This window comes from Collinsella sp. BM28, assembly GCF_054551995.1.
The window spans coordinates 1,859,602-1,886,470 of sequence record NZ_JBTOLJ010000001.1 but is presented as its reverse complement, the minus strand read 5'-3'; the positions used below and the strand labels follow the sequence as shown (position 1 = coordinate 1,886,470).

The following is a 26,869-nucleotide window of genomic DNA, read 5'->3' as shown; positions in this document are numbered from 1 at the left end:
GCCCAAGCGACGAACCATACAGAGCTACGAAAGAAGACCTCAAATGGCAGTGAGTAAACGAAGCGCCAAGATCAAGCGCGACCCGGTGCCCGAGGCGGCGCCAAGCAAAAAGCAGGTGAAGCAGGCGCGCAAGGAAAAGCTTTCCAAAGCAGGCAAGATTGTGCTCGTGGTGATTGGCATCGCCGCCATGTTGCTTTCCGTGAGTGCGATGGCGTGTTCCGGCGTGCTCAACCAGGTGCAGAGCCAGGAGGACTATAAGCTCACGGGTGGCGTCGCGGCAACCGTGAACGGCGTCAACATTAAGGAAGACACCGTCACCGAGCAGATCATGAGCCTGCGCCAGAGCTCGTATGAGAGCGATGAAGACTGGGCGACGTACCTGTCTCAACAGGGGCTTACGCCCGAGAGCTATCGCGAGAACGTCATCGATTCCATCGCCCGCCAGTACCTGCTCACGCAGGCGGAGAAGGAGTACGACATCACCGTCTCCCAAGATGACCTTGACGAGGCCTGGGACGAGGCGGTTGAAAACTACGGCGGCGACGAGGACACCTTTGTTGATATGATTACCCAGTTCGGGTTCACCAAAGAGACCTACCAGGAGAACACCAAGAGCTCGCTCGCTCAAGAGAAGCTGCGTGAGAAGGTCGCATCTGTCGAGGACCCCACCGACGACCAGATCGTCTCCTACATCAATGAGAATCTCGACACCTACAACGATGCCCGTCGTTCGTCCCACATCCTGTTCAAGGTCGCCGACGATGCAACTGATGAAGAGAGCGCTGAGGTTGAGGCCAAGGCTCAGGAGGTGCTTGACAAGCTGAACGCCGGCGAGGTCGAGTTCGCCGATGCGGCGAAAGAGTACTCCGAGGACTCATCCGCCGATGACGGTGGCGACGTGGGCTGGGATAAGCTCACCACCTTTGTGACCGAGTATCAGGATGCGCTCAGCGCGCTCTCCACGGGGCAGATGAGCGGTCTGGTAAAGACGACCTACGGGTACCACATCATCCTGTGCACCGATCAGTTCAACGTCGAGAGCGTTTCTTCCGCTGACGAGATCCCCGAGGCTATCCGTGATGCGATTTCGAGCAAGATCAAGACCGAGGAGGAGAGTGCGAAGTACTCCACGTGGCTGAATGATTACATTGACAAGGCCGACATCAAGATTAACGAGATGCCCGAGGATGCTCCGTATAACGTCGATATGAGCAAGGCGAAAGCGGACGAGGACACGGATTCCGAGGAGTAGGGGATAGTAATGACGTACGAAGAGCTTCATGCCGAGATGGTCGCCGCTATGAAGGCGAAGGATAAGGTTCGTTTGGGCGTCACCCGTCTGGTGCTGGGCGAGCTCAAGAACGCCGCATCGCGCGGCGGGGCGCATGAGATCACCGAGGAGGAGACGACCGCCCAGATCAAGCGCACGCTCAAGCAGACCAACGAGACACTCGAGATGTCTGAGAAGGCGGGCAACAACTCCGAGCGCACCGAGAACCTTCGCGAGCAGGTGGCCGTGCTCGAGAGCCTGCTGCCCGCTCAGGTGTCCGGCGACGAGCTCGCGGCCCTGATTGACCAGGTTATCGCCGAGATCGGCGCGGAGTCCAAGAAGGATATGGGTCGTGTGATGGGTGCGCTTACCAAGGCGACGAACGGGAACTTTGACAAGCCCGCCGCCGCGCAGATGGTGGGAGCCCGCCTGGCATAGCGCGTGTAAAAAGGGCACGTGCAAAATGGGGGCAGACCCCTTTTTACACATCACGGGCAGCAGGAGGAGGTCCTGCTGCCCGTTTTGTTTTGAAGCGGCTGCGCATCCCGCGCTTTTCCCTCAACCCGTATCTTCAAAAAATGCTTGCACTGTGTATAGGTGTGTATATACTGTAACTATCGAGTATATACAGTATGCTCGGTTGTGGTCGCCTCATGACGTCTGGGAGCGACCGTGGCGCGACGGGGACGCCCAACGCGCAGACGGGAAGGGAACATTGATTCGTGGAAATCATCATTTCGAACTCGAGCAACCAGCCCATCTACGAGCAGATCGTCCGACAGGTCAAAAGCCAGATCATGGCAGGCGACCTGGTGGCGGGCGAGCAGTTGCCCTCGATTCGCGCGCTCGCGAATAGCCTGCGGGTGAGCGCCATCACGACCAAGCGCGCCTACGCGGACTTGGAGACGCAAGGGTTCATCGAGACGGTGCAGGGCAAGGGCAGCTTCGTGGCAGGCGGCAACGCCGATCTGCTGCGCGAGGAGCGGCTCCGCGAGGTCGAGGAGCGCCTGCTTCAGGCCATCGAAGCTGGCAGGGCGCTCGATTTGGGCGATGAGGAGCTCATCGAGATGATGAGGACCCTTTTGGAGAGTGACGACTAGCTATGACTTCATCACGAGTGGGCGCGCCTCTTATCGAGGCTCGCAATATCACCAAGCATTACGACGGCTTCACACTGCAGGGCGTATCCCTCACGGTGGAACCGGGGCAAATCGTGGGTTTTATCGGGCAGAACGGCGCTGGTAAATCAACGACCATCAAGGCCCTGCTCGGCATCATCGGTATCGATGCGGGCGATGCCCGAATCTTGGGTGTCGATGCGCGCGGGCTGTCCGGCGCCGACGCCGCGGTGAAGGAGCGCATCGGCGTAGTGTTCGACACCGTTTCGATGCCGCCGCATATCAAGATCGCCGAGGTCGGCAAGCTTATGGAGCGCGCGTATCGGAATTGGGACGCGCGCGTGTTCGAAGAGTATCTTCACCGGTTCAAGCTCGATTCGAGGAAGGCGATTAAAGAGCTGTCTCGCGGTATGGGTATGAAGTTGAGCTTGGCTTGCGCCCTGGCGCACAACCCGCAGGTGCTCATCTTGGACGAGGCGACCGCCGGGCTCGACCCCATGGCACGCGATGAGGTGCTCGACATGCTGCGCGAGTTTGTGGCGGTGGAGGATGCCGCGGGAAACCCGCAGCATGCGATTCTGATGAGCAGCCATATCACGAGCGATCTCGACAAGATCGCCGACACGGTGGTGTGCATCGATGACGGGCGTATCGTGTTTGCCTGCGACAAGGACGAAATCTGCGACCTCATGGGAGTGGCGCGGTGCCGTGCGGCGGAGGTCGAGCAGGTGCTGGCGAGCGCGCAGGCGCCTATGGAGGTGCGCGTTTTGCATCACGACTATGGTGTGGACCTGCTCGTTTCCGATCGTTTTGAGTTCATGCGCGCGTTCCCGCAGATCCCATGTGACCGCGTGTCGATTGACGACTACATGGCGCTCGTCCTCAAGGGCACGGTCCTGCATCCGCGTGACGGCGTCCAGAAAGGCGGTGATGCGCGATGATGCGCATGCTCAAGATGGAGCTCACGGTGTCTGGGCAATACCTCAGGCAGCTGGCGTTCAGCATCCTGTTCATGGCGGTGTGTTTCACGGTGGGCATGGGCAGCACTTCCATGTTGCCGGGCATCATTTTCATGATGGGGATGTTCAGCCTGTCAAATAGCGCGAGTCATTACGACGAGCAAAACGATTGGGCTGCGTTTAGGTTGACCATGCCTGTGCCGCGCAGAGATGTGGTGTTGGGTCGCTATCTGTTCGTGCTGGCGGGCACGCTGATCGCGTCGCTGTTCGTTTCCGTAGCGGCGTGCCTGCTGTCCTGGATGGGCGGGGCTTCGCTGCTTCCCGAGGTGGTCGCCAACATGGTGCGCCTCGATGCGGATATGATTCGGGCGGGGGTGTTCGCCCTTGCGTTCTGCAGTGCCATGGGGTTTGTGATTGCATCGGTGTCCATGCCGGTGTTCTTCAAATTCGGCCAGACCAAGGCGACGCAGTGGCTGCCCTTCATCATGATGTTCTTGGGAGTTGCGCCGTTAATGGTGGGCGGCTTCATGGGCGAGGAGGCCATTATGGCCATGCAACAGGCGCTTTCGTTCGCGGAAACGCCTGAGGGCCTGACGTCGTTTGCCATGGGCGCTTTGATCTCCGGTGTGGTGTGCTATATCGTGAGCGCGCTGGTCTCTCTGCGGGTGTATAAGGCGCGCGACCTGTAAGGGTGCGCAAATGCCAAACAGTCTCAATTCGGGGACTGCCCCAACGCCAAACGTTCAATTCGGGGATCATCTTCATCCAGGGACCATCTTCAATTTGAGAGAGCGGGGCGGGTGCAATGGAATCCGCCCCTTTGTTTTGGCGATTCGGGCATTTCGAGGCAGAGCGGGATGCCGTAAACGTTGCGTAAGCAAGTGGCGAACACCGAGCGATACGATGTAGTGTACAAACCGCATGGAAAAATCCAGCGTATGAGAGCTTCGATTCGCAAGGTGGATTGGCACATATGGAAATTGCAACTGAGCGGCGCGATGCCGCAGTTCATTCCGCCGGCCCCCAGCAGCTTCCGCTTGCCCGCGTGAGAAACGTGCGCGATTTGGGCGGGTGTGCGTATAGGGCGGAGGACGGCTCGCAAGGGGAAACGGCATACGGCATCTTTCTTCGCGGCCCGTCTCTTCGCAAATTGACACCTGGAGACTATGAATATCTGCAGGAGTACGGAGAGGGTCTGAAATGCGTTGTCGATTTGCGCAGCGATTTTGAGGTTGGTCATTGGCCCGATCCTTATGCCCGCGGCCGAGACGGTGTGGCGTACGTGCATGTTCAGATGCTCGACCAGCTCAATTCGGGAAAGTTTCGTGACGCACTGCCGGATCGCATGTCGACGGTGTACAAGGGGCTGCTCGACAATCACGCTTCGAGCATCCGACGCGTGATGGAGTCGATTGACGCCTTTGGGCAGGATGGCTGCACGCTGTTTCATTGTCGGGCGGGCAAAGACCGGACGGGCGTTGTGGCGATGTTGCTGCTGGGACTCGCTGGGGTTTCGGATGAGGACATCGTTGCGGACTATGCGGCTACGCAGCGGTATCTCGGGCGGGGGATGCGTGCTCAGCGCGTGGCTGTTTCCGCACTTTTGTGTCGTCGCGCTCCTCGTTGCCTGTTCGAGGCGATTCCCGCCGAGATGGAATTGACGCTTGAGCATCTGCACGAGCGCTACGGAACGGTCCGGGAGTATCTGGAGGGTCACGCCGGGGTTCCCGTCGCCGTGCTCGACCGGATTGCGCATCGACTGAGGTTTGGGTGATCGCTTCGTGGGGGGGTGCGGCGTGTCGGAAAGTTCATGAATGGGACTTTTGGTAATTAGAATTCGAAACCGTGAAATGGCGGGTGAGAAGTTGGGAGCCCGACCTGCGGATTTGTCTTGGCGTTGGGGTTGTCTACCGGGCAAGGTCGGAAAGTAATTACCAAAAGTCCCTCAAGTGAAAAACGGAGACGGCAATCATATGCAAAACCCCTGCATGTTTTGATCGCATGCAGGGGTTTTGACGTCATGATATGCAGAAGCGGGCCGAGCGCTTGCCTCTTGACCTTTCGCTCGGGTTACTTGATTTGCGTCGTGCCGGGCGCGAGGTTCGGATCGGTCTCGTTCGCGGCGCTCTGGCGAAGCTTGGTGTACACATCCTTGCCGTCGCCAAAGAGCTCGTAGTACTGAATCGTGGCGTACTCGGAGCGCGCCTGCATTGCCTTTTGCAGCGAAGTATGGGCATCTCCGCCGTTCTCATCCTCCTTGACGCTGGACAGGTAGATGGTGCCGGTGGCGTCAAGGTAACCGGTGGTGTTGATGGCGGGCAGCGCGTTGCGCAGGGTGAGCTGAGCCTTCTGGTAGTCGTTGAGCGGCGCGCCGATGATGTTCATCATCTCGGTGCCCAGGTAGTTGGTGGAGAGGTTGTCCACATGGCTGTCCTGGTCGTTGCCGGCGACATCGTAGTTCGCCCAGATGAGGTAGTCGGTGGTCCACAGGCGCATGTTGTGCTCGGCCTTATCCTCATTGGTGAACCAGCGGTTGTTGTACTTGTCGGGGAAGAACGGCTGGTGGTCGCCAAAGAACACGAGCACGACGGGGCGGTCGAGCTTGCGCAGCTTGCCAACGAAGTCCTTGAGCGCGCGGTCGGATTCCTCAATGAGGGACAGATACTCGTTGACCTCGTTGTTCACCGCGCCGTCGATCAGGTAGTTGTTCAGCTTATCGGGCGGGAGCAGGCCGGTGTCATAGCCGGAGTGGTTCTGCATGGTCACGTCGAAGATGAACTGAGGCGCGGAGTCGGACTCGAGCATCTCGAGGATCTTGTCGTAGGTGGCGGCGTCGGACACCATGCCGCGGAGCTTCTCGGCATCCTGGAAGTCGTTGATCGTCATGAAGCGATCGAAGCCGAAGCCGGAGTAGACGTTCTCGCGGTTCCAGTTGGTGCCGTGGTTGGGGTGCATGGCCGTGGTGGTGTAGCCCAGATCCTTGAACTGCTCGGCGAGATTCTTGGTGTCGAGCAGGTCGTAGATCGTGTAGGGGTACACGCCCGACCCAAGGTAAGACATGGAGTTACCAGTGAGGAACTCGAACTCGGTGTTGCAGGTGCCGCCGCCGTACGCGCTCACGTAGAGGGTGCCGCGCGAGAGGGTGTCGGGGAGGTTCTTGAAGAACTGCGGGCCGTTGTAGCCGGCATGCATGTTCTGGTAGATGGAGAGGTCGGAGAACGTCTCGTTCATGATGGCGATAACCGTGGGCTTTTCCTTGGCGAATTGGGCCTCGGCATCGGTGCGCTGCTGGGTCTTGCCGGCAGTCTCGTCGTACTCGCCGGCGAGCTTCTTCTCGAGCTTTTCGGCCTTGGCCATATCGTAGTCTTTAGGCACGGGCGGCTTGATGGTCTGCGCGGAGGAGATGAACGTGGGGATGAAGCCCTGGCGGTAGTAGCTCTCGAGCGGGCGCCAGGTGTACACGGTGATGTTGAGGGTGTTGTAGTAGTCGATGAGCGTGACGTGGGCACCAACGCCAACGAGGCACAGGGCACCGATCAACAGGTTGGTGAGGAAGAGGCGGCGGTTGCGCTTGGCGGGCTCGGGGCGGAAGACGCCGGCGAGCGAGCACAGCAGCATGGAGATGGCCAGGAAGGTCATGCCGTACAGGCCGAACGCGCTGAAGATGTAGGTGAAGCCGCCACTCACCGCAGCGGCAGTGCCCAGGGCGGAAAGGTCGGCGGGCTGGATGGGCATGGACTTGAACGTGATGACGAAGAACTGCGCCATGCCGATGCCCCAGCATAGGAAGGCGACGAACGCCGGGGCGCCACCGCGACGCTGGAATAGGTAGAACAGGCCGGCCATGACGGCGGTGATGAGTGCCCACTCAAGCAGGATGCACAGCGGGTAGCACCAGGTGAGGTCATGGTTGGAGGGGGTTTCGAGCCCGAGCATGGCGAACAGGCCGGCGAGCAAGAGCAACATCACGCAGACCGCGGTGGGGCGGTGCAGCGCGATGCGGAGCTCGTGGGCGCGGCCGCGCAGCTTACGGCCCAGGCGACCGATGCGGGAGAGGTCCTCGTCGCGGGTGATGCGATGTGCGCACGCATCGTACTTGTCACATGCACCGCAGTCGGGTCGGAAGGTGCGGGCGGCGAGTTCGTCACCGAAACGCATGTAGGATTCGATGCGCGCCCAGGTGATGTCACGCGCGAAAGAGGCCCAAGTGCAGGCGGTGAGCACGGCGTTCAGGATGATGGGAGAGAGGATGTCGTCGGGCGCCATGCCGAGAAAGCCCAGCGCGACGGCAATGGCCTGCATGATGCAGAACGTGATGCCCCAGCCCATGCCGGAGCGATCACCCGATTCCTTGCGACGGGTGAGCTCCCGACGGCCCAAGTAGGCGGAGGCGACAAGCCCCGCGATGGATACGATGGCAGTGAACATACGACAACCTCTTCTTCGCTCAACGGATGTTGAAGCAGGCGGCGTGCCCAAATCCTGGACAGCGCTTACCCGGCCTTGATAAACATGTGCTACGCGCGGAAGGCGACAAGGGAACATACTACCCACGGATTGTCGAGATTTAGTCGATAAGCTGCAGGTATCCGTTGTTTCCATAGAATGGGCCAAGAAGCGTAACCGATGCTTGAGGACGGCGGTAAATGGGAATGACGGGAAACGCGGTGCTCGACTGCATCGAGCGCAGGAGCTCGACACGGCAGTTCGACTTGACGGTGGAAATCACGGCCGAACAGCGGGAGGCCGTGCTCCATGCTGCGAGTAGGGCCCCAAGCGCCGGGGCGATGATGATGTATTCGATTATCGATATTCGCGAGCAGGCGACGCGAGATCGCCTCGCGGTGCTTTGCGACAATCAGCCGATGATCTCCAAGGCGCCGTGGGCGCTGGTGTTTGTGGTGGACTACTGCAAGTGGACCGACCTGTTCGAGCACGTGGGGTGCTTGACCGAGGAATTCGCGACCGAATCTGGCTGCACTGCCCGCCCGCATCCCGGTCTGGGCGATTTTGGAATCGCGGCGCAGGACGCGGTGATTGCGGCGCAGAATGCGGCAATTGCCGCCGAGGCGGTGGGATTGGGCACCTGCTACATAGGCGACATCATAGAGAACGCCGAGGAGGTGCGTGACCTTCTGTATTTGCCCGAGCACACCGTGCCCTTGAGTATGCTCATCCTTGGAACCCCTAAGAAGGAGCGCCCGGCAACCCCGCATCCGACCGTCAACCTTGTGATGGAGGAGCGCTATCGCCGCGCCGACGCTCCGACTATGGACGCTCAAATCGCCGAGATGGACGCGATGTTCCGCCCTCACGCAACGGAGTCCGGGGCGCGTGTGCGCGACATTTACACGCGCAAGCACACGAGCGACTTCATGGCCGAGATGAGCCGGTCGATGGACTTGTGGCTTCGGAATTGGCTTGGAAAGGGCTGGTAGAAACATCTCAAGCGCGATGCTCGGGGCTCCGCTGGGGCCTCGGTTTCGTGGCGAACGTCCTGGTACGCGCAAACAAAAAAGACCCATCCGGTTGGATGGGTCTTTTTGACATTCAGTGAGATTGCGGAGGCGCTCGTTAGCAGCGCTCATCCATGGCGACGCGTGCGATGCGGTCGACCGGCTTGAACTTGGTGAACAGCGGCACGTACTCGTAGAACACGCTGGAGTTCTCCAGGCCGAACCACTGCACCGGCGAACCGGCGAAGCGGCGGATCGCGTACTTCATCGCGATGGCGTGGCGCTCACGCTGCTCGACGTCGGACTCGGGCGCAAGCGTCTTGCGGATCAGGCAGAAGCGGAAGGAGCCGACCACACCGGGCTTGTCGTACACGGAATAATCGTGCACCTGCGGCGGCAGCTCACCGGACGCGGACAGGTCGGAAACGATCTGGCGCAGGTAGGCGTTCACGCGCTGATTGACCTTGTAACCCAGGTGGAGGTGCACGCGGTACACAAAGTCGGTGCCGTAGTTTTCCACGGAGTACTCGAAGGTGTGCGGCTCATCGGTGACCTCGACGTTCAGGAACCAGTAGGCGCGGGCGCGCTTGGGGTGCTTATCGAAGATCGAGTACAGGATGTCGCGGTCGAGCATGTCGGTCGACGTGCTGTTGGTGAGGTAGACCAGGTTGTCGCAGAGCGTCTCGTAGTGCGAGTCGTTGCGTAGACGGTCGAGCTGGTCGATGTATTTGCGCACGGGGAGCATCGTGTACTGGCGGCGCTCGACGCGGCTGCCGTTGTACCAGCTGACCATGACGCCCATGATGAGCGCGGCCATCAGGATGGTGAAGTAGCCGCCATGGAAGAACTTCGTGAGCGAGGACACGAAGAAGAAGCCCTCAAGCGCGACGAAGAAGATGACGAAGGCCCAGGGGAAGACCTTCATCTTGCGCACGCCGTGCAGGTAGAAGAAGAGCAGCACGGAGGTGCAGATCATCGTGATGGTGATGGCCAGACCGTAGGCGGCCTCCATGTGAGCGGAGCTCTGGAACAGCAGCACGACGATAACGCAGCCGACCCACATGACGTTGTTGACCATGGGGATGTAGAGCTGGCCCTTGGTCTCGGCGGGGTAGAAGATCTGCATGTGGGGCATGAGATCGAGGCGGCTGGCCTCGGACACGAGCGAGAACGCGCCGGTCACGAGCGCCTGGCTCGCGATGATCGCGGCGCAGGTGGAAAGGATGACGCCGAACGGACGAACCATCTCGGGCAGCATCTGGAAGAACGGGTTGAGGTCCTCGATGAGGGCGAGCTCGGGGTTGCCGGCGTTGGCGAGCAGCCAAGCGCCCTGGCCGAGGTAGGACAGGATGAGGCAGATCTTGACGAAGGGCCAGGTAGCATAGATGTTGCCGCGGCCGACGTGGCCCATGTCGGAGTAGAGGGCCTCGGCGCCGGTAGTGGCGAGGAAGCAGCTACCCAAGATCATGATGCCGGCATGGTTGTTGGGAGACAGCAGGAAGCTGATGCCGCGCAGCGGGTTGAACGCGAGCAGGACAACAGGGTTGCCGAGCACGTAGATGAGACCCGCGCCGCCGAGGAACAGGAACCAAAACGTCATGACCGGGCCGAAGGCATGGCCGATCTTGGAAGTGCCCACGCGCTGCACCGCGAACAGCAGGCACACGATGATGAGCGTGATGACCACGACGTTCATCTGGTTGTCACCCATGATGTCGTGCACGGCGGGGATGGTGCGCAGGCCCTCGATGGCCGTGGTGATGGTCACCGCGGGGGTGAGGATGCCGTCGGCGAGCAGGGCGGCACCTCCGAGCATGGCGGGGAGGATGAGCCATTTGCCGTATTTGCGCACGATGCTGTAGAGCGCGAAGATGCCGCCCTCGCCGTGGTTGTCGGCCTTGAGGGAGACGAGCACGTACTTGACGGTGGTCAGCAGCGTGACCGTCCAGATGACGAGCGAGAGCGCGCCGAGGATGAACTCCTCGGTCACGGTCATGATGCCGCCTTGGCCCGCAAGCAGCGCCTTGGTGACGTACATGGGCGACGTGCCGATGTCGCCGTACACGACGCCCAGGGTGACGAGCATCGCGCCGATGCTTACCGGGATCGCGGCAGAACCGTGCCCGTGCTCGGATGATTCAGTTGAGTGTGCCATTGCGGTATTGCTCCTTGGCGAAGATGACCCGGCGCCGGCCTTCCCCCAGCGCGCCGAGAGGCATATGCATGCCATCTAACGTTCAAGCCATTATAGGGATTGTGCAGGGCAAACGCTATATGTCACAAGCTGCAGGAACGCAAATAGAAGGGTGGGTTGCTTCCGTTTCCTTCCCCTGTCCCGTGCCCTCCTCCCGCGAAAGTTAACTCTCGCGGGAGCTTTTCTCCCGGTTCGCCTGATTCGTTCCCCGAGAGTTAACTCTCGGGGAACGCAGATACCGAAGAGTGCACGCCCCTTAGGCCCTCATGTTGGGTCAGCGCCCGCCGCGCGCATCGCGGCGGCGCGTCTTTTCGCGGCGGGTGTTGCTGCCGCTCGGTTCGCTGCTACGTGCATCGTCATGGCGCCGGGCGTTCTCGCGCAGCTCGCGCGTGCGCTCGCGAATGGCGCTCTCGTCCATGCCCACCATGCGCATGGCCTCCTCGGAGGTGTGGCGGCGGACCAGGTAGCAGTGGTGAATGCGCTGGTTGCGGGCGAAGTCCTCGGGGATGGTCTGCGCGGTGATGTCGGTGAGCACCACACCGGCGCGTGCGAGCTCCTCGGTATCGGGGCGGAAGGTGCGCAGGTTGCAGGAGAAGATCGCCTCGCCCTCTCGGGAGAGCAGGCGCGAGAGGCCCACGAGCAGCTCCACGTGGTCGCGCTGGACATCCCACGTGCGGCGACCCATTTTGCTCGAGTTGGAGAAGGTGGGCGGGTCGCAAAAGATGAGGTCCCAGCGGTTGCGTGTGGCGCGCATGTCGCGGATCCAGCTCATGACGTCGGCGCGCACGTAATGGTGGTCGGGGCCCACAAAGCCGTTTTGCTCCATGTTGCGCTCGGCCCAGTCCAGGTAGGTGTTGGAGAGGTCCACGGTGACGGTCTCCTCCACGCCGGCGTCGGCCGCGTAGCAGGTGGCCGTGCCGGTGTAGGCGAACAGGTTGAGGAAGAACCGCTTGCCGCGGGCGTGCTCGCGCACCAGGCTGCGCGTGATGCGGTGGTCGAGGAAGATGCCCGTGTCGAGGTAGTCGTTGAAGTTGACGGCGAAGGCGAGGCCGCCCTCTTCGATGAGGGGGAGCCTGCGAGTCCGGATGTCGGACGGGGTCCCCGCGCCGGTGCCCTGGGGTGCGCGAGCGGCGGCTTTGGGGCTCGGGCCTTGGCCGGCGCCGCCCTTGCGCACGCCGACGACCCCGTTGCCACCCATTGCCGCCGCGGACGTGCCGCCCGCCTGCTTGCCGTATTGCGACCCGCCGCGCGAGCGGATGCGGGCCTTGGCGAATACGTTTTCGGGGTTCACGTCGAGGATGCGCGGCGCGATGGCGAGCATGTCGAGCAGACGCGCCTCGGCGAGTGCCGGGTCGATGTGGCGCGGGGCGGCATACTCGGCAACCACGAGCCAGCGGCCCGGGGTCGTGGCACTGCCTTCGTACAGGTCGATGGCGGCGGAGTAATCGGGCAGGTCGGCATCGTAGACGCGGTAGCAGGTGATGCCCTCGCGCTGCGCCCACTTGCGGCGCTGCTTAGCGACTTTGCGCAGACGGCGCGCGAACTGCTCGGACTCGGGCAGCATGACGGGGCAGGGCTTACCATCGCCCAGGTCGATGGCGGTGGTGCCCGCGGGTGCGACTCGCTCGTCGTCTGCGGCCTCGGTGTCCTCGAGGTCACCCTCAGAGAGTTCGACGAACGTGAGGAGCTGGGCCCCCTCGTTGTTCGGCATGATGGACAGGCGACCGCGGGGGGTGCCGAGGGCTTGCTCGAGGACGTTGTCGCGCGTGAGGACGGTGACGGGCTTGCCGACGAGGGCTTCCCCAAAGGGTGCGCCCGCGCCGGTGCGCAGGTCGGTAACGAGGGAGAGAAGGCGCGGCAGCTTGGTGAGGGGGACCTCGGTCGTGTCGATGACGATGCCGCCGACGATCTGGGTGTCGCCGATAGCGGGAATGGCGAGTTTGCGGACGATTTTCTGCGCGTCGGGCTGGGCGAAGATCACGCGGTCCGAGAGGCCGGATGCTTTGAGGACGCGGCGCGCGCACGAGACGGCGTCACCGGAAATGTCGGTGGCAAGAATGCGCGCCGTGCGGTCGCGCGCCGCGTCGATGCGCCCGAGCGCCTCTTTGCGCAGGGAGAGCCACGCGGATTCGTCGTACTCCGCCCATGCTTTGAACCCCCAGTTGTCGCGCTCGAGGCCGGGCGCGCGGTCGGCGAGGATCTGGGCTGCCTCCAGCACGATGCCGCCGCCAGCGCAGCAGGCATCGACCAGGATGGGGAAGACGGAGGCGGTGCCGTCGTCCGCGGTGGAGGCCGCCGTGTCGCTCGCGCATGCCATGGCGTGCGAGCAGGCCTGTTGCCAGCCAAGCTGCGTCAGGGCCAGCGCGGCGTAGTCGGGCCGCAGCACGTGGGCGGCGCCGGGGCGGATTGCCTCGCGCGGGAGGCGCTTGAACAGCGGGTCGCCGGAAAGGTCGAGGTGCAGGCTGGCGCGGTCTCCGCGCAGCGTGAGCAGGATGCGCGCGTCGGGGTCATCCACGTCCACGTTGGGGCGACGGCCGGCGATCTCGACGAGGCGGTCGCACAGGGCATCCTTCACGCGCAGGGCGGAATAATGGGAGTTGCGCAGCTCATCGCTCGTGCCGCGCGCCGAGATGGCGATGGTTGCGCCAGGCGCGAGGACGTTCTCCCAAGCGATGGCGCGTGAGCCCTCGTACAAGTCGTCCGCGGTGACGCAATCGAAGCGGGCGAGGGTAACAAAGACGCGGCTCGCCAGGCGCGACCACAGGCAGGCGCGGTAGGCATCGAGGGGCGCGCCCGCGAACGTGACGCGGCCCTTGAGGCGACGAACCTGACGCAGGCCGAAAGAGCGCAGTTCGTCGGCAAGGGCGGCTTCAAAGCCCTCGGGGCAGCTCGCGTAAAACTCGTGCGCGGCAGTGTTGGGAGGCGTGAGGGGCGTCTGCGCCATGGTCACTCCTAATATAAGTGGCGGCAAATCGTGTGTATGATGCGCGGCCGTCTGTCCATAATCTCTTTGTATTATGGCAGCTTCCTTACGCGTACGCTCCTCTTCTGTGCTGATGAGCTTGCTATCATGGTTCGAGCACAAGAGAGGGGAAGGATATGTATGCTCGATGATTCGAGTGCGGTTTGGACGCCCCTTGCGGGGGCCTCTATGGAGGCCGGAGCGGCTTTGGCTACATCGACGGCGCGCGGATTGGGGGACTCCTCGGCGTCGTTGTTCTTCGATGTAGATGGCACGCTCGTCTGGGTGGACCCTGCGAACATCCCCGAGGGGGAGGATTTCACCAAGATCTTGCCGACGTCGGGCGTGCTCGACGCAATCGGGCGGTTGCGGGAGCGCGGGCACCATGCGTACGTCTGCACGGGGCGCCCGCTTTCCATGGTGAGCGACGCGCTCGTGGCCGCCGGGTTCGACGGCGTGATCTCCGCGGCGGGGTCGTGCGTGTCGCTGGGCGGCGAGGTCGTGCACGAGACGCTGATCGATTCCGAGCTGGCGGCTGAGCTCATTCGCCTTGTGCTCGCCGTGGACACGACGGTGATGTTCGAATCGCGCGAGACGCCGTTCGTGGTGTCGCGGACGCTGGAGGCCGTCCCGGCGTTTCCCGACATGCCCGTCGCCCATTCCCTCGAGGAGGCGCTGGGGCTCGCTCCCGAATTGCGGTTTTGCAAGTTCACGCAGCCCGGGATGTTGAAGGCGCCCTCGATCATGGGCGACGCCCGCCTGTGCGAGCTGGTCGAGGCCAATTTCGACGTGTGCGATATGGGCCTGGCGAGCGAGTATTCGCAGAGGGGCGTGACCAAGGCGAGCGGCATTGCCAAGGTGCTGGAGCTGGAGGGGCGCGAAGTCGCGGGCACGTTCGCGTTCGGTGACTCCGAGAACGACCTCCCGATGTTCGATGCGGTGGAGACGAAGGTCGCCATGGGTAATGCGATGCCGGTGCTCAAGGAGCGCGCGGACTACGTGACCGACCATGTGAAGGACGATGGCGTGGTCCACGCGCTGCGGCATTTCGGTTTGATTTAGCATGTGCCCGGAGGGCACCGTTGGGAACGGCGTGTCGATTCCAACGGGGTTGAAAGGTGTCAGAATTGTGAAGACACTTAAGGAGGCCCTTGCAATGAAGGGGCTCTGCGCGTAATATAACTCCTTGCGCACACGGTGCATCCAGACATTGCGGGGTGGAGCAGTCTGGTAGCTCGCCGGGCTCATAACCCGGAGGTCGTAGGTTCAAATCCTGCCCCCGCGACCAAGAACTTTTAGCAGCTCAGAGGTTAAATCTTCTGAGCTGCTTTTCTTTTTTGATTCCACCTTCGCTTAAAAGCCGCGAAGAATTTGCGAAGAAAAAGCCAGATGCTAAGAAGCGGAGAAGGCGGTTATTTGTAAACAAAAGACGCTGCTGGCAAGTATTGACCAACGGACGCCCCCATTCCCTAACGAGCTGAAAGCAATAATAAAGTCCGGACGAGAGGGTAGCTTATCGCTATCGGGACTGCTCCGGCGGATGGGGTGTGTATTCGGTGGCGTATTCCAGTTGGCTTAAGTGGAAGTGAGGAACCCATGGGCCGCAGGCATCTCGTTTGCCGATCATATCTATGAATGACCCGCTGTGGCAAAATGAGGACATAACGTCCTGTTAGTTATCCAGAAGGTACGTCATGCAGTTTTCAACAGATGAGGTAAAGGCCAAAAGGCAGGAGCTGGGCCTGACCCAGAAGGAGTTCGCCGCTGCGCTGGGCATGGGTCCCAACGGCGAGCGCACGGTGCGCCGTTGGGAGACGGGCGAGACGAGGCCCACCGCAGCTGAGTCGAAGTACATCTCCACCCTCGGCCACCGTGCCCCCTTTGCGCCCGAGGAGGAGGGGGAGCCCGCATTCACCTTCATCGACCTGTTCGCGGGCATCGGCGGGATCCGCATGCCGTTCCAGGAGCTCGGCGGCAGGTGCGTATTCTCGTGCGAGTGGGACAAATTCGCCCAGAAGACCTACCGCATGAACTACGGAGAGACCCCGGCGGGCGACATACGTGAGGTCGCAGCATCCGATATTCCCGACTTCGACGTACTGCTCGCGGGCTTCCCATGCCAGCCGTTCTCACTCGCGGGCGTGTCTAAGAAGCGCTCGCTCGGCCGCGCCACGGGTTTCGAGGACAAGACCCAGGGCACACTCTTCTTCGAGGTGGCCCGCATATTGAGCGAGAAGCGCCCCAAGGCCTTCCTGCTCGAGAACGTGAAGAACCTCGTGAGTCACGATAAGGGAAACACGTTTGACGTCATCATGCAGGTCCTGCAGGACGAGCTCGGCTACCACGTCCACTACAAGGTCCTGGACTCCAAGGGCTGGACGTGCCAGCACCGCGAGCGCATTTACATCGTCGGCTTCCGTGACGACGTCGACTTCTCGTGGGACGACCTCGACTGCCCGAACAGCGGCCAGAAGGCAGCGGAGATCCTAGAGGAGGACGCGGACGAGAGGTACGTGCTCTCCGACAAGCTGTGGTCCTACCTGAAGGCGTACAAGGCGAAACACGAGGCCGCCGGCAACGGGTTCGGCTACGGCCTCATCACCCCCTCGGATACCACGAGGACGCTCTCCGCGCGCTATCATAAGGACGGGAGTGAGATCCTGGTCTCGCGCGGCGAGGGTGAGAATCCCCGCAAGCTGACCCCCAGGGAGTGCGCGCGCCTGCAGGGATTTCCCGACCGGTTCATTATCCCGGTCTCCGACACACAGGCATACCGCCAGTTCGGCAACTCGGTGACGGTGCCTGTCATCCGCTCGGTGGCCAAGCTCATGATGGGGGCGTGCAAGGATGGATTACGGGGCGCTTAGCAGCTACTTCGACGGCGCGGTCTCGAAGGTCCTCGCTGACGTCGACATCGACGCGGGCAAGAGCAACCAGCACGAGTTCAACGGCACGCTGCCGCTGAGGTCGCTGTTCGGCGACGACGACATCCGCGACATCCGCACCACGTTCGCCTACATGTGCGACGAGGCGGAGCCCGAGATGTGCGACGGGACCGTGACCTGGTACGACGCGCGCCGCAAGCACCCCACGCGCACCGAGTACCGCCTCTACTACAAGGACAACCCCGCGATACGGCAGGCGCGCACCGGCGATCTCATGGTGCTCGCCAACTCAGACGACTTGGGGCTGCTTATCCTTTTCGCCAAGAAGGGCTCGAGTATCGAGTCCCAGCTCAAATGGCTGTTCGGTTTCGAGGAACCGGACCGCTCCGGCTACGCAGTGTCGAAGGGCGAGCGCAACCGCATCGGAGCGGTGGCCTCGCGCATCCTCGGCATGATGGGCATCGAGACCCGCGCGCCCTTGAGCGCCGACGCGTACCTGGACGACATGGTGGGGAGGTTCGGCCACGCGTTCCCGCGCGGGCTGGACTTCACCGAATACTCCGTGTCCACGTTGGACGACCTCGACTGGGCGGGCGACCCCGACGGCAGCCTGCTTTCCTGCTACGAGCGCGAGGAGATGCTGTTCAAGGTGTTCGAGCGCCACCTGCTCGAACGGGACCTCGCGCCCTACCTGAACGGCCAGCTCGACGTGGACGGCGTCCTCAAGACCACCATGTCCACCTTCCAGCGCAGGAAGTCCCGCGCGGGCACCGCGTTCGAGCACCAGCTCGAGTTCCTGTTCAAGGGCAGGGGGATCCGCTACTCCGCGCAACCCTACACCGAGGGCAAGTCGAAGCCGGACTTCATCTTCCCATCTATCGAGTGCTACCGCGACGAGAGCTTCCCCTCGGCGAGCCTTACCATGCTCGGCGCGAAGACAACCATCAAGGAGCGCTGGAGGCAGGTTCTGGAGGAGGCGAACCGCATCGAGCGCAAGCACCTCATCACGCTGGAGCCCGCCGTGAGCACGGACTACACGAACGCCATGCGCGACAGCAGGCTCCAGCTCGTCATTCCCGCCCAGCTCTTCCCGACCTACACGCCCTCCCAGCAGGAGTGGCTCATGGATGTCGGCGGCTTCTGCGAGATGGTCGAGAAGAGGCAGCTAGTGCTCGATTAGGCCGGGACAATGAGGGCGTTGAGGCGACGAGCAAGTGACCTGAGGGGCTTTCGCTGAGCCTGAATGCCGAGTTTTTCTAGAACTGCAAGGCTTTCGGTTTCCGACATATCGAAGACCAGTCTAAGCTCATGTTTTGCTCTGGAAGCTCCGGTGTAGAACATGAGTCCGTCGCCTGAGTCGTAGTCGCCGCTCAATTCGGCGTCATCCCATAGATCGCTATTGATGTCGACAAGAATAACAGCGTCAGCTTCGAGGCCTTTGAAGCGTCGGCAGGAATAGAAGGGCACGTCGCTCCCGCGCCAGCGCTCGTCGACAACCTCCTCATTCAGGGGAGATTGCGTTACAGATGAACAGGTGAGGATCACAATGTCATCAATCCCTGCTGATTGTAAGGCGGAAATCTCCCGGTTGATGAATTCGATCATCTTGCCGACGTTGGTTGTCGCTATCATTTTCGGGGCAGATCCAGGTGCGGAGGTGGTCTTCGTCTCAATTCCCGGATTTGACTCAAGAGCCCCGTATGAGCATCGGGCGATATTGACAGAGTTCCTGCAGTTTACATAGAGGGATAGCTTGCAGTCAGCCTGCAACAAGAAGCTTGGAAGCTCAGAGCCTTGGATGAACTGGTTTTTGTCGTAGAAGAGGTAAAAGCTTCCATCTTTTTTCTTGATGAGGTCGAAGAGTAGGTCCAAGATCTCCGACTGTTCGATTTCGGCTATTCCAAAATCTTGTCCTTCATCGATGACAACATGTTTATATGGGAAAGAGTTCTCATCGAGAGTAAGTAGATACTCCGCGAGGCCTTCGTAGCTAGGGGGAGACGTCAGGCATTTCTCGTGCGCAAGTCCTGCGATGGTTTTTACCTCGATCCGGCTGAATTCGGCGAGTCGACTGGCAATGTCGTTCTTTAGCATAGTGTTGAAACACAGGAAAAGGACCTCGTCTCCGGTGCTCGCCGCGCGTTTTGCACGCTCGACGGCGATGAGGGTCTTTCCAGATCCTGCCGGTCCGGAGATGATTGCGCTCTTTTGCTCAGAAAGAAAATCCAGAACGCGTTGCTGAGACTGAAGCAATCTAATGAAGGCAAGCTCTGCTAGATCGTATGAGAAGCGTTTGCTGGGAATTAGGTTAAGCTCGGGGCAAAGAACCTTCGATATGACCCTGTTTTCATCATTTTCTGATAGCTGCGTTGCGGTTCCAGCGACCTGAAGAGAGAAGATTCGCCGAATCGAAGGCTCTGGATCAATAAGGTCGTTGGAGAAGAGAGTAATCTTAAGATCGCCCTCGGGTGGAAGGCAGTATCCGCAGAGCGCCTCCCTTCGGACGGAGGGGAACCACACCGCGTGAAGCAGCTTGCAGTGCCTTAGCGTATCTCTCATACGGAGCTGCTCGAAGCGATCGATGAGCCTGTATTTTGAATTTGAAGCTTGGTTGTATGGGCCTCCGCGCGGCATCAATAGGCCGCTTCCGTACCGCCACTCCCCGGCTTCATACTTGACTTGTCCCGCCTTGGCCTCAATACACAGAATTCCAAGATCTCGGTGGAAAACGATGAAGTCGGCCTCGTTTTCCCGAAGGTCGTCACGTAGCGAGGTGACCATGCGCATCGAGTGAACCACGACGAATTCATCTGGGAGTGAGGCCAAGGCATCATAGATTATTCCTTCTTGGCTCGCAGGGGTAAAGTCGCGTGGGCCACGCGAGGGAATCATTCTAGCCACAGTTATTCTCCAGGATGTTGAGCAGTTCTTCGGGGGCGGGAGCGTCGTCTATTGCATATACGTCCCAACCGCGCGCGGCATCCCGCAGCTCTTCAAGAGACATCCCGCTGTCTTCAACATCCTCTTGGGATAGAAGGGCGACACGGGCAACCGCCCATCCAAGGGTGGCAGGTATCTCTATGCTCTGGTTGCCGATTATGCAATTTGGGGCTGGATGCTCTATGTGCTTGAAGGATAGGGCGTCAGAAAGAAAACTAATGTATTCGGCTTCTGATGGTTTGATGCCGTACGAAGCGGATGAACAGATATCAGCTACGGATGTTTGGGAATAGTCGGTATCGTCCAGAAGGCTCAGCGGCTCCCTTACGGCCATTTGGCTATCGTTCGATATAGGGCCGCCGTCAAAATTAAACAGCCCAATACTCGGGTCTTCGAGCGTCCCAGTCAGCATTGCCCTATCAAGAATCTTATTTGCGTTCTCACAGGATGTTTCTGGGACAAGGGCGCAGCTGTAGCAGGCGGCAAGGTTGCACGACCCCTGCCCTTGCCCGGGGGATTCGATGCAAACGGGGTCTGAGGAGCACCATCGCGCATCGGAAATCGCCTTGTCGAAGATTCGCTCAAAAATACCGGGACGACCCGCACGGACGAGTCCGCCTAGCGACCCTTCGCTATCATCAGAAGCGGTGTAAATCAGGATTCCGTTCATAGATTGATCCGAGGGATCATCAAGGGAGCGGTTGCAGTAGATCCGCTCGCGTACAGATGCCGTTGGGTAGCCGCATTCCTGCGTTATCCCTAGCATGAGTATGTGGGCGAGGGTGTGCAGCGCAATGTAGCGGGGGTTAAGCGTGCCATCAGCTTCTTGAGCGTTAAAGCTGTTCGCTGGGTGCTTTAGATTACTTTCAAGCTGTTCGGTTCGTTTCCGCACGGAGGGGATAGAGCTCCAAGCGTCTAGTAGTCCCTCGTTCAGCTTGAGAAAGACGCCCTCTCCGGTTAGTTGGGTTGCAAGCGCCCAATCGAGCCTATTCCGTGATAGCATCGAACGCTGTTCGTCGAACGATACGCCGGGCTTTACATTGGGGTAGAGGCGAGAAAACCCGATAAGAGCCTTTGTTTCCTTAAGGGTTGAAATCAGGGATATCGATTCAACGGCCGATTTCAGCAGCCTTGATGAGTACTCCGAAGAGGGTAGTGCGCTTCCCTCAAACGATTCTAGGTCGCTTTTGAATCTGTCGGGGTCGGATAGGACGCCATACTCCTCATGCTTATATGCAAGCTCCGAGCGCGTCGATTGTGCGCCTTGATCTTCCTGCAGAGACTGGAACGCTGCAAGCAGCTCGTCGGTGTTAATTCCAGCGCGTCTCGCCTCGTGAGAAAGAACCTCTCTGAATGCTTCCCCTCCACATGCTGAGATGGTGGTGAGGTAGTCGTACTTTGCTTCCGCATAGTCGAGAGCGGCTTTTCTATGCGTATCTGGGATATAGATAGAGCTGATCGTTTGCGAGTACCATACGTTGGTTCCGCCTCGCTGAATGACTCGTAGGTCCGAGGTAGGTGCGTCGCATGGAGAAGAGGGGGTTTCTTCGAGCCAAGGTCTGCTGCCGCGGCAATGATACCCATATTTCTCCAAAGCCCCAGGAGAGGCTATGGTGTCAAGTGGGATGCCCTTGTTGCATTTTTCGCAATAGTAGTAGATGTCTCTAAGAGTCCCGCTGCCTCCGCGCGTTTTTCTTACTAGAACATGCTCTTCCGGATTAACAGGTTCGCCATGGATGAGTTCTAGGAGGGGCAGGTCATCAATATGTCCATTTGGGCAAGCGACGACAAAACGCTCTGGAACCAATTTGCAATGATTGCAAGAGGGTTTACCGCAACGCGGAATCGATGTTTCAATGGGTTTGCTTTTGTACATCGTATGGCACCTAGGACAATACATCCAGAGAGGGAATCTGACTGCATAGATTCTGGTGCCCTCATTCGTTGGCGGTTCAAGCAGGCGGGTGACGCCGATGAAGCTTGCAAGTCTTCGATCGTGAACCTGATTCATATCTTTTTGGAAGGGGAACTCATCAAGTCCTGCAATCATCAACGACGACCCGTCAGGGCATGGAAGTATCGCCCCGGGACCCCATGGGCCGAAAAGCTGGTTTTTGCGAAGGCTGCATTTCTTCTGGATTTGATTGTGATTGCTTTTGGAGCGGTGGTTTCTAGACATCATCTGCCTCCCCATCATTTCGTCGCTGGAGAACGGCGACCTGACAGTCTCCATCAACGGTTCTCATTGCTGTGGGGGCCTCAAACCCCGCGTTTCCCCAAACTGGATTAATGACACCGACGGGGTGGATAAGCGGTGTGGGTGTGTCTGGTTGGGGGAAGCCCAAGTCGTACCAGACGTCGTAACCCTCGTTCACCCACTGCTGTATGCAGTAGTCCAGATCGGCTTCGGCATCTTTTACCTCATTTGGGTCGATGCTGTTGATGCGTGTGAGTATGATCTGCTTTGCCGTCTCAATGGCGCGGAGCTGAGGATTGTTCGGAGAGGCGAGCGACGGGTTTTGCATTCGATAGAGGGCGACGAGGATTGCGGGTAGGGCGCGGTCCCTGACCTGCTGACAGAACGCAGTGGCGCTTGAGGGCTCGACGTGCTTGTAGAAACTCTGATGGTAGTTCTTGAAGTTTTCGTAATGGGATCGGTCCCTTGGCTTCGATGCGTTGTACGCCGTGAATACTATTCCATGGTTATCACTTCTGCCGACTCGGCTGGTTGCCTGGATGTATTCCGACGTCTCTTTCGGTTGTCCTGCGACGACCATGGTTCCTAGCCTGCCGACATCAAGGCCGACAGAAATCATGTTGGTTGCAAGGCAAAGGTCTATAGAGCGATCGTGGCCACCATTCGTTGCATGCTTAGCAGACAGTCTTTCTAGCCCGTCCTGCACATCCGAGGCGCTTTTGCGCCCGGTAAGCTCAAGGGTTCGATTGAGGTAGCGGGGCTTCTCCACAGGATTGGCTCGGCGCTTTTCGAGCAGGCGTTCAGGGATGTCGGCAACTGTCCAAGTCAAAGCTTGGCCGAGCTCCCTAGTGGTGTTGTAGTAGCCGGTAACGGTCCAGTATGGGTCGATGACATCGTCATCCACCTGCCAGGTGCAAGGCTCCCAAAGCAACTCGGTATAAAGGCGGATGGAGGCGGTGGCAGCGGTGATGCTGGGGGCATAAAGGCCGACGTACCGTCTGCCGTCACCCCCATGATCGATGCGTGCGAAGAAGGAGTCATCATATCTGATCCCAGAAGGGGGGAACTGGCAGACATTGTCCATTGCGCAGGCGAATATCTGGTTGCATTGCTCTTTGGCGCGACTTACGGTCGCGGTTGAGGCGATGATTTTTGGAGATGCCCCAGTACTACCGTAGCTGCAAAGAGCGTCAATCAACGTCTCGTAGCACGCGACCATCGACCCGAGTGGCCCAGATATTAGATGTAGCTCATCTTGGATGATCAGCTTCGGGGTGTGGAATCTCTCGCCTCCGTCTCCTATGCCGAAGAGGCGGAACGATTCCTTCCTATATGGAATCATCGCAAATTTATCTACGGTGCCAAGTAGCAATGAAGGTGGATTCTCATAGATCTCTTCATCCACCACTAATAGCGGGAGAGAGTCGTCTCCTTGATGGAAATGGCATTGATGGTTCGGGCAGAAAAAGCGAAGGTAATCGGTTCTCTTTCCAGTGGAATCGCGCTTTCTGGTCTTGATATACCCCGCTGCATCCTTTGTTGCCTGTCCCATGGGCTCGCCGCACCAAGGGCACTGGAGTATAGGAAGACTTCCTTTGTCCTGTTCGGGCTCGATGCCCCTTCTTAGGTCTCCATAGAGCTGCAATGCTTGTTCCCAAGTATTTGGAGTGGTTGAGCGTCCGACCCACAGTCCGATAGAGAAGCGCTTGCTGCCAAGCCTGTTTGGATTCCGCGCGCGCATGACTTCTAGGGCGCAGATGAGGGCCGCCGCACGAGAGAACTGTTGTTTCGTGAGCAGTCTGAGCGTATACCGCATAATAACGCTCGTACCGTCACACTTCTCGCCGTTGAGTCTCTCTAAGATGAGCGTGAAGGCGGTAAGTCCAAGGTACGCCTCGGTTTTGCCGCCTCCGGTCGGAAACCAGATTAAATCGAGTAGGGAGCGGTCGTCACTTTCGGGTTTTGACATGGAGGTGATGTTGAGAAGGATGAACGCGATCTGGAAAGGCCTCCAATCGCGCGGTTTTGCTGCTGCGGCTTCGAGGGAGTCTGCAGCCCTGGATGCGATGCTGTAATGCAGGTACTGCTCATACATTGCTTCGTTCGCCATGATGAATGCACTTCGAACAACTCCATCGACTGTGAGCAGGTCGAGGCCCTCTCGCATTCGGCGAAGGCAGGCGCGGCATTTATCCAAATTAGCCGTAGCCGGCTTGAGGCGCCAATCATGGAGATCTTGAGCGGTGTCGGAGGTGTCCGAAATCCACCTCTCGTAGGCATCGCAAAGAGCCGAGAGAGCGGCACGAGTCTCTTCCCAGTTGGACTCTTCGGCGAATGAGCGCATCTCGAATCGAACTTCGGAAAGTTCTTCAATCGTCGACAGGGTCGGTCTTACTTCTTCAAGAGGCAGAATTCGTGTCCTGACTGTCTCTGGGGCCGCTGAACCTGAATCCCAATCGGCGGCACAGCCGTGCCCCAGCGCGTAGTTCTTTACAGGGGAGTAGATGAGATAGTCGGAAAGCTCTTCCTCTGTCATTTGGTAATCATCCGGCCGTTGAAGTTCAACCGGGAGAAAGGCGGACGAGGAGCTGACGGTTAGAGAGCACTGGAAGTAATGTTTACCAAGGCCGGAACGGCCGCTGTCTGATGCCTTATTTGTGTTTCTCAGTGCGATGCTGAGAACCGTTGAGTAGCCATCTGGGCGATAGCGGTAGACGGCGACCAATTCCAGATTGGTTTCTGGAACACCGATCTGCTCCCGTGGGTTATTGCTGCTGGGAATACGGACAGTGCAGTTCCAGGTTATGGGACGGCGACGATAATTCGTCTTGTCGGACTTCTCCTCCTTGTAGGTGGCGGCATGGACTTCGACCTTCAGGGAGCTGTCGTCCGGAATTCGAACGGTCAGGCTGATTGCCGATTGGAAGTTGGAGTTTGAGAGCGAAATGGGCTCTTCGTAGTCTGAAAGATCGCTGGATTGTGGCTCAATCTCATCGGGGGCAACGATTTCGTCTGTATTGGAAGCGTTGTTTTGTGGGTCGTCCGTTGATTGTTGGGCATCGCTTTCATCATGATCCGGAGTCTCGGAAAAGCTGCTTCCAACTGGGTAGAGTACGCCCGCCGCATATCCCGCATTGCCCAGGGGATATCGCTTGGTGAGTCCTGCGTCTTCTGAATCAATCGGACCGACAAAGTTCTCATAGACGGCGTTGTAGAGCGCGTCTCTCATATCGTTATCTGTCATTATTCCTCCATGTTACTACGAATGACCCAGCCAAGCTTTTTCCTGGGAACAGCAATCCGGTCGCTGACTGTGTCCACCCGAAGCAATTCAAAGGTGCAACGTCCCTCTGACTCCTTGTTGCATTCTTGAAGGGCGGCTTGGGCCGATCCAAGTGAGAGGTAGTGGAACATGAACCTATCGGTTCCATCACTCACGAAGTCCCTGCCCTTTGTAATCCGCTCTCCTCGACAATAGCTGGCAGCTTCTGACATCTTCCGGATATCCTCCTCGCTAAAAGGCATGGAGAGTGCCTTTCCGATATATTCGACATCCTTTTTGCTGTGCGGCATGATTAGGTCGGGATCGTCAATCCATCGAGAAATCGTCGCAAAGTTGCGCGAACACCCAGCGTTTGAAATACGGTCGACAATCCTGCTTCGCGACATATATCTCAGCGCGGCATCAATAGGAACGTGCCAAGCGCGTGCCTCCGAGAAGGCGATGGCGTATTGGTTGGAATACAGCTCGGCGTCCCCAATGCGGTCTGCATCGCTTCGAATCCGGAGGACTGCGTCTCCGGGTTCCAAGGAATCAGCATTTTTTCTGAGGCACCCGTATGCCAAGTTGGATTGATCGGGCACAACGCATGGCCTCGTGCCTCCTGCCGGCGCGCATTCTAAGAAGCAGTAATCTCCATTCGAGAAAGATACCTGTCGCGCGAGGCGCTCGTCACCTTCCAGTCTGATTATGCGCGTCTGGTCGGCTACCCTTCCCAAGCGCTCACGGTTCTCCATCGGGTCACCTTGGTCGTCTTGCGACGAGAGGGGGCTGGGGGTAGGACTGGACTGGAGGATTAGGCATTCGGGTAGAGATACGCCGAGCTTTTCGAGGCAATTACGATTCCATGCGGAAGCGCTGACCTCACGGCGATTCCAAGCATTTGGAGCAAGCTTGTACCAATCGACCTCTAGTGCCTCGCCGGTGTATAGGAGTAGATAGTAGAGTTCTGAATTGCCCGAATTAAGAATTTGGTCCATTTGCGATCTATTGAACCATCCGCTTACAACAACTGCTTCGCCATTTGCGGACGGGCCTTCTTTTAGGAATTGCCTTGGTGTGCAAAATCGCAAGTGCCCGGGGTCGAGCCCCAGTCGCGATGCCTCGCCTCGCCAAAAACGGCTTTCGGTCATTCTGGAATCCTCGTTGGGCACAATTAGGCAGAGGCGTTCATTTTTTCCAAGGGTCTCAAGTCTGCCTGCGATTGCTGCGGCCTTGTTTGGCAAGGTGCTCGGTGTGGAAGAGATGAGGATTTCATCGCAAACGGCGCGGACTACGGAGGTTTCCTCCTTGGTCAGCGAATACCCGCCCAAATCTCCGCATAATGATCTCTTGATGCTGTCGAGCTGGGAGACGATCTGCTGATGTATGTCGAGGGGGAGTGGCGCTGTTTGGCGAAGAGCTTGGTAGTGTAGGCGGGTGAGCTGAGAGAGTGATGCCTGCTCATCAAGCGTCATCTGCTGCTGAGCGGACCACAATGCTTCGAGTCCTTTTGCAGAAACCGCTATTAGACCAAGTTGGATACGGGTGACCCCCTAAACGTGTCCGCGCGCCCCTCTAAGATGGAAGTCGCCAGACAAACCCATCGGAGAAGGAGCGCGCGTTGTA

17 protein-coding genes and 1 tRNA gene are annotated in these 26,869 nt (G+C 59.2%); 11 read left to right on the top strand and 7 right to left on the bottom strand.

Going from position 1 to position 26,869, the window contains the following annotated elements:
• Positions 1 to 43 precede the first annotated feature (43 nt).
• From ACX9NZ_RS08180 to ACX9NZ_RS08155, 6 genes are all read left to right on the top strand, one after another.
• Entirely contained in the window at positions 44 to 1,252 is a 1,209-nt protein-coding gene (locus ACX9NZ_RS08180) for a peptidylprolyl isomerase (RefSeq protein ID WP_294123362.1), read from the top strand.
• 9 nt (positions 1,253 to 1,261) lie between these two features.
• The gene (locus ACX9NZ_RS08175; protein ID WP_118652183.1) at positions 1,262 to 1,708 is read left to right on the top strand and encodes a GatB/YqeY domain-containing protein; all 447 of its coding nucleotides are present in this window, start codon (positions 1,262 to 1,264) and stop codon (positions 1,706 to 1,708) included.
• A 284-nt stretch (positions 1,709 to 1,992) separates the two neighbouring features.
• Positions 1,993 to 2,370, top strand: coding sequence for a GntR family transcriptional regulator (locus ACX9NZ_RS08170; protein WP_294123360.1), 378 nt, complete (start codon positions 1,993 to 1,995; stop codon positions 2,368 to 2,370).
• 2 nt (positions 2,371 to 2,372) lie between these two features.
• A complete protein-coding gene (locus tag ACX9NZ_RS08165; protein ID WP_294123357.1) occupies positions 2,373 to 3,329 on the top strand; it encodes an ABC transporter ATP-binding protein in 957 nt (318 codons plus the stop codon).
• Entirely contained in the window at positions 3,326 to 4,036 is a 711-nt protein-coding gene (locus ACX9NZ_RS08160) for an ABC-2 transporter permease (protein ID WP_407496952.1), read from the top strand. Before ACX9NZ_RS08165 ends, ACX9NZ_RS08160 begins: the two co-directional genes overlap by 4 nt.
• A gap of 284 nt (positions 4,037 to 4,320) precedes the next feature.
• Positions 4,321 to 5,121: a tyrosine-protein phosphatase gene (locus tag ACX9NZ_RS08155; protein ID WP_118652195.1), complete on the top strand. Its 801-nt coding sequence runs from the start codon at positions 4,321 to 4,323 to the stop codon at positions 5,119 to 5,121.
• A 296-nt stretch (positions 5,122 to 5,417) separates the two neighbouring features.
• On the opposite strand, the gene ACX9NZ_RS08150 is transcribed toward ACX9NZ_RS08155, so the two are convergent.
• Positions 5,418 to 7,775 carry an LTA synthase family protein gene (locus ACX9NZ_RS08150; RefSeq protein ID WP_118652198.1) on the bottom strand — a complete coding sequence of 786 codons (2,358 nt, stop codon included), beginning with the start codon at positions 7,773 to 7,775 and terminating at the stop codon, positions 5,418 to 5,420.
• Positions 7,776 to 7,993: 218 nt separating this feature from the next.
• Between ACX9NZ_RS08150 and ACX9NZ_RS08145 the strand changes: the two genes are divergently transcribed.
• Positions 7,994 to 8,785, top strand: coding sequence for a nitroreductase family protein (locus ACX9NZ_RS08145; protein ID WP_118652201.1), 792 nt, complete (start codon positions 7,994 to 7,996; stop codon positions 8,783 to 8,785).
• Positions 8,786 to 8,921: 136 nt separating this feature from the next.
• On the opposite strand, the gene ACX9NZ_RS08140 is transcribed toward ACX9NZ_RS08145, so the two are convergent.
• Both ACX9NZ_RS08140 and rlmKL read right to left on the bottom strand, forming a co-directional pair.
• Entirely contained in the window at positions 8,922 to 10,958 is a 2,037-nt protein-coding gene (locus ACX9NZ_RS08140) for a KUP/HAK/KT family potassium transporter (protein WP_233545979.1), read from the bottom strand.
• A gap of 313 nt (positions 10,959 to 11,271) precedes the next feature.
• Positions 11,272 to 13,941 (bottom strand): bifunctional 23S rRNA (guanine(2069)-N(7))-methyltransferase RlmK/23S rRNA (guanine(2445)-N(2))-methyltransferase RlmL, encoded by a 2,670-nt coding sequence (gene rlmKL / locus ACX9NZ_RS08135; protein ID WP_407496949.1) that lies wholly within the window; start codon positions 13,939 to 13,941, stop codon positions 11,272 to 11,274.
• 159 nt (positions 13,942 to 14,100) lie between these two features.
• On the opposite strand from rlmKL, the gene ACX9NZ_RS08130 reads away from it, so the two are divergent.
• From ACX9NZ_RS08130 to ACX9NZ_RS08115, 4 genes are all read left to right on the top strand, one after another.
• The gene (locus ACX9NZ_RS08130) at positions 14,101 to 15,021 is read left to right on the top strand and encodes an HAD hydrolase family protein (protein WP_407496947.1); all 921 of its coding nucleotides are present in this window, start codon (positions 14,101 to 14,103) and stop codon (positions 15,019 to 15,021) included.
• Between the two features lie 149 nt (positions 15,022 to 15,170).
• Positions 15,171 to 15,247: transfer RNA gene (locus ACX9NZ_RS08125), tRNA-Met, on the top strand.
• Positions 15,248 to 15,653: 406 nt separating this feature from the next.
• Positions 15,654 to 16,826, top strand: coding sequence for a DNA (cytosine-5-)-methyltransferase (gene dcm, locus ACX9NZ_RS08120; protein ID WP_294123349.1), 1,173 nt, complete (start codon positions 15,654 to 15,656; stop codon positions 16,824 to 16,826).
• Positions 16,807 to 18,024: a type II restriction endonuclease gene (locus ACX9NZ_RS08115; RefSeq protein WP_294123347.1), complete on the top strand. Its 1,218-nt coding sequence runs from the start codon at positions 16,807 to 16,809 to the stop codon at positions 18,022 to 18,024. Before dcm ends, ACX9NZ_RS08115 begins: the two co-directional genes overlap by 20 nt.
• Here the strand turns inward: ACX9NZ_RS08115 and ACX9NZ_RS08110 are convergent.
• Genes ACX9NZ_RS08110 through ACX9NZ_RS08095 form a run of 4 tightly spaced genes read right to left on the bottom strand, consistent with a single transcriptional unit; the run spans position 18,021 to position 26,739 of the window.
• On the bottom strand, positions 18,021 to 19,736 hold the full coding sequence (locus ACX9NZ_RS08110) for an AAA family ATPase (protein WP_302742200.1): 1,716 nt from the start codon (positions 19,734 to 19,736) through the stop codon (positions 18,021 to 18,023). The genes ACX9NZ_RS08115 and ACX9NZ_RS08110 overlap by 4 nt on opposite strands.
• A 1-nt stretch (position 19,737) precedes the next feature.
• Positions 19,738 to 22,017 (bottom strand): DUF1998 domain-containing protein, encoded by a 2,280-nt coding sequence (gene drmB, locus ACX9NZ_RS08105; protein WP_302742193.1) that lies wholly within the window; start codon positions 22,015 to 22,017, stop codon positions 19,738 to 19,740.
• Positions 21,956 to 25,225: a helicase-related protein gene (locus ACX9NZ_RS08100; RefSeq protein WP_407496944.1), complete on the bottom strand. Its 3,270-nt coding sequence runs from the start codon at positions 25,223 to 25,225 to the stop codon at positions 21,956 to 21,958. Before ACX9NZ_RS08100 ends, drmB begins: the two co-directional genes overlap by 62 nt.
• Positions 25,225 to 26,739, bottom strand: a complete 1,515-nt coding sequence (locus ACX9NZ_RS08095; protein ID WP_459389436.1) for a hypothetical protein — start codon at positions 26,737 to 26,739, stop codon at positions 25,225 to 25,227. The genes ACX9NZ_RS08100 and ACX9NZ_RS08095 overlap by 1 nt, the downstream gene beginning before the upstream one ends.
• Positions 26,740 to 26,869: the final 130 nt, after the last annotated feature.

Bases quoted from the DNA above. Each gene is read 5' to 3' on its own strand.
- ACX9NZ_RS08180 (WP_294123362.1), top strand. From the start codon at position 44: ATGGCAGTGAGTAAACGAAGCGCCAAGATCAAGCGCGACCCGGTGCCC.
- ACX9NZ_RS08175 (WP_118652183.1), top strand. From the start codon at position 1,262: ATGACGTACGAAGAGCTTCATGCCGAGATGGTCGCCGCTATGAAGGCG.
- ACX9NZ_RS08165 (WP_294123357.1), top strand. From the start codon at position 2,373: ATGACTTCATCACGAGTGGGCGCGCCTCTTATCGAGGCTCGCAATATC.
- ACX9NZ_RS08160 (WP_407496952.1), top strand. From the start codon at position 3,326: ATGATGCGCATGCTCAAGATGGAGCTCACGGTGTCTGGGCAATACCTC.
- ACX9NZ_RS08155 (WP_118652195.1), top strand. From the start codon at position 4,321: ATGGAAATTGCAACTGAGCGGCGCGATGCCGCAGTTCATTCCGCCGGC.
- ACX9NZ_RS08150 (WP_118652198.1), bottom strand. From the start codon at position 7,775: ATGTTCACTGCCATCGTATCCATCGCGGGGCTTGTCGCCTCCGCCTAC.
- ACX9NZ_RS08145 (WP_118652201.1), top strand. From the start codon at position 7,994: ATGGGAATGACGGGAAACGCGGTGCTCGACTGCATCGAGCGCAGGAGC.
- ACX9NZ_RS08140 (WP_233545979.1), bottom strand. From the start codon at position 10,958: ATGGCACACTCAACTGAATCATCCGAGCACGGGCACGGTTCTGCCGCG.
- rlmKL (WP_407496949.1), bottom strand. From the start codon at position 13,941: ATGGCGCAGACGCCCCTCACGCCTCCCAACACTGCCGCGCACGAGTTT.
- ACX9NZ_RS08130 (WP_407496947.1), top strand. From the start codon at position 14,101: ATGCTCGATGATTCGAGTGCGGTTTGGACGCCCCTTGCGGGGGCCTCT.
- dcm (WP_294123349.1), top strand. From the start codon at position 15,654: ATGCAGTTTTCAACAGATGAGGTAAAGGCCAAAAGGCAGGAGCTGGGC.
- ACX9NZ_RS08115 (WP_294123347.1), top strand. From the start codon at position 16,807: ATGGATTACGGGGCGCTTAGCAGCTACTTCGACGGCGCGGTCTCGAAG.
- ACX9NZ_RS08110 (WP_302742200.1), bottom strand. From the start codon at position 19,736: ATGATTCCCTCGCGTGGCCCACGCGACTTTACCCCTGCGAGCCAAGAA.
- drmB (WP_302742193.1), bottom strand. From the start codon at position 22,017: ATGGAGACTGTCAGGTCGCCGTTCTCCAGCGACGAAATGATGGGGAGG.
- ACX9NZ_RS08100 (WP_407496944.1), bottom strand. From the start codon at position 25,225: ATGACAGATAACGATATGAGAGACGCGCTCTACAACGCCGTCTATGAG.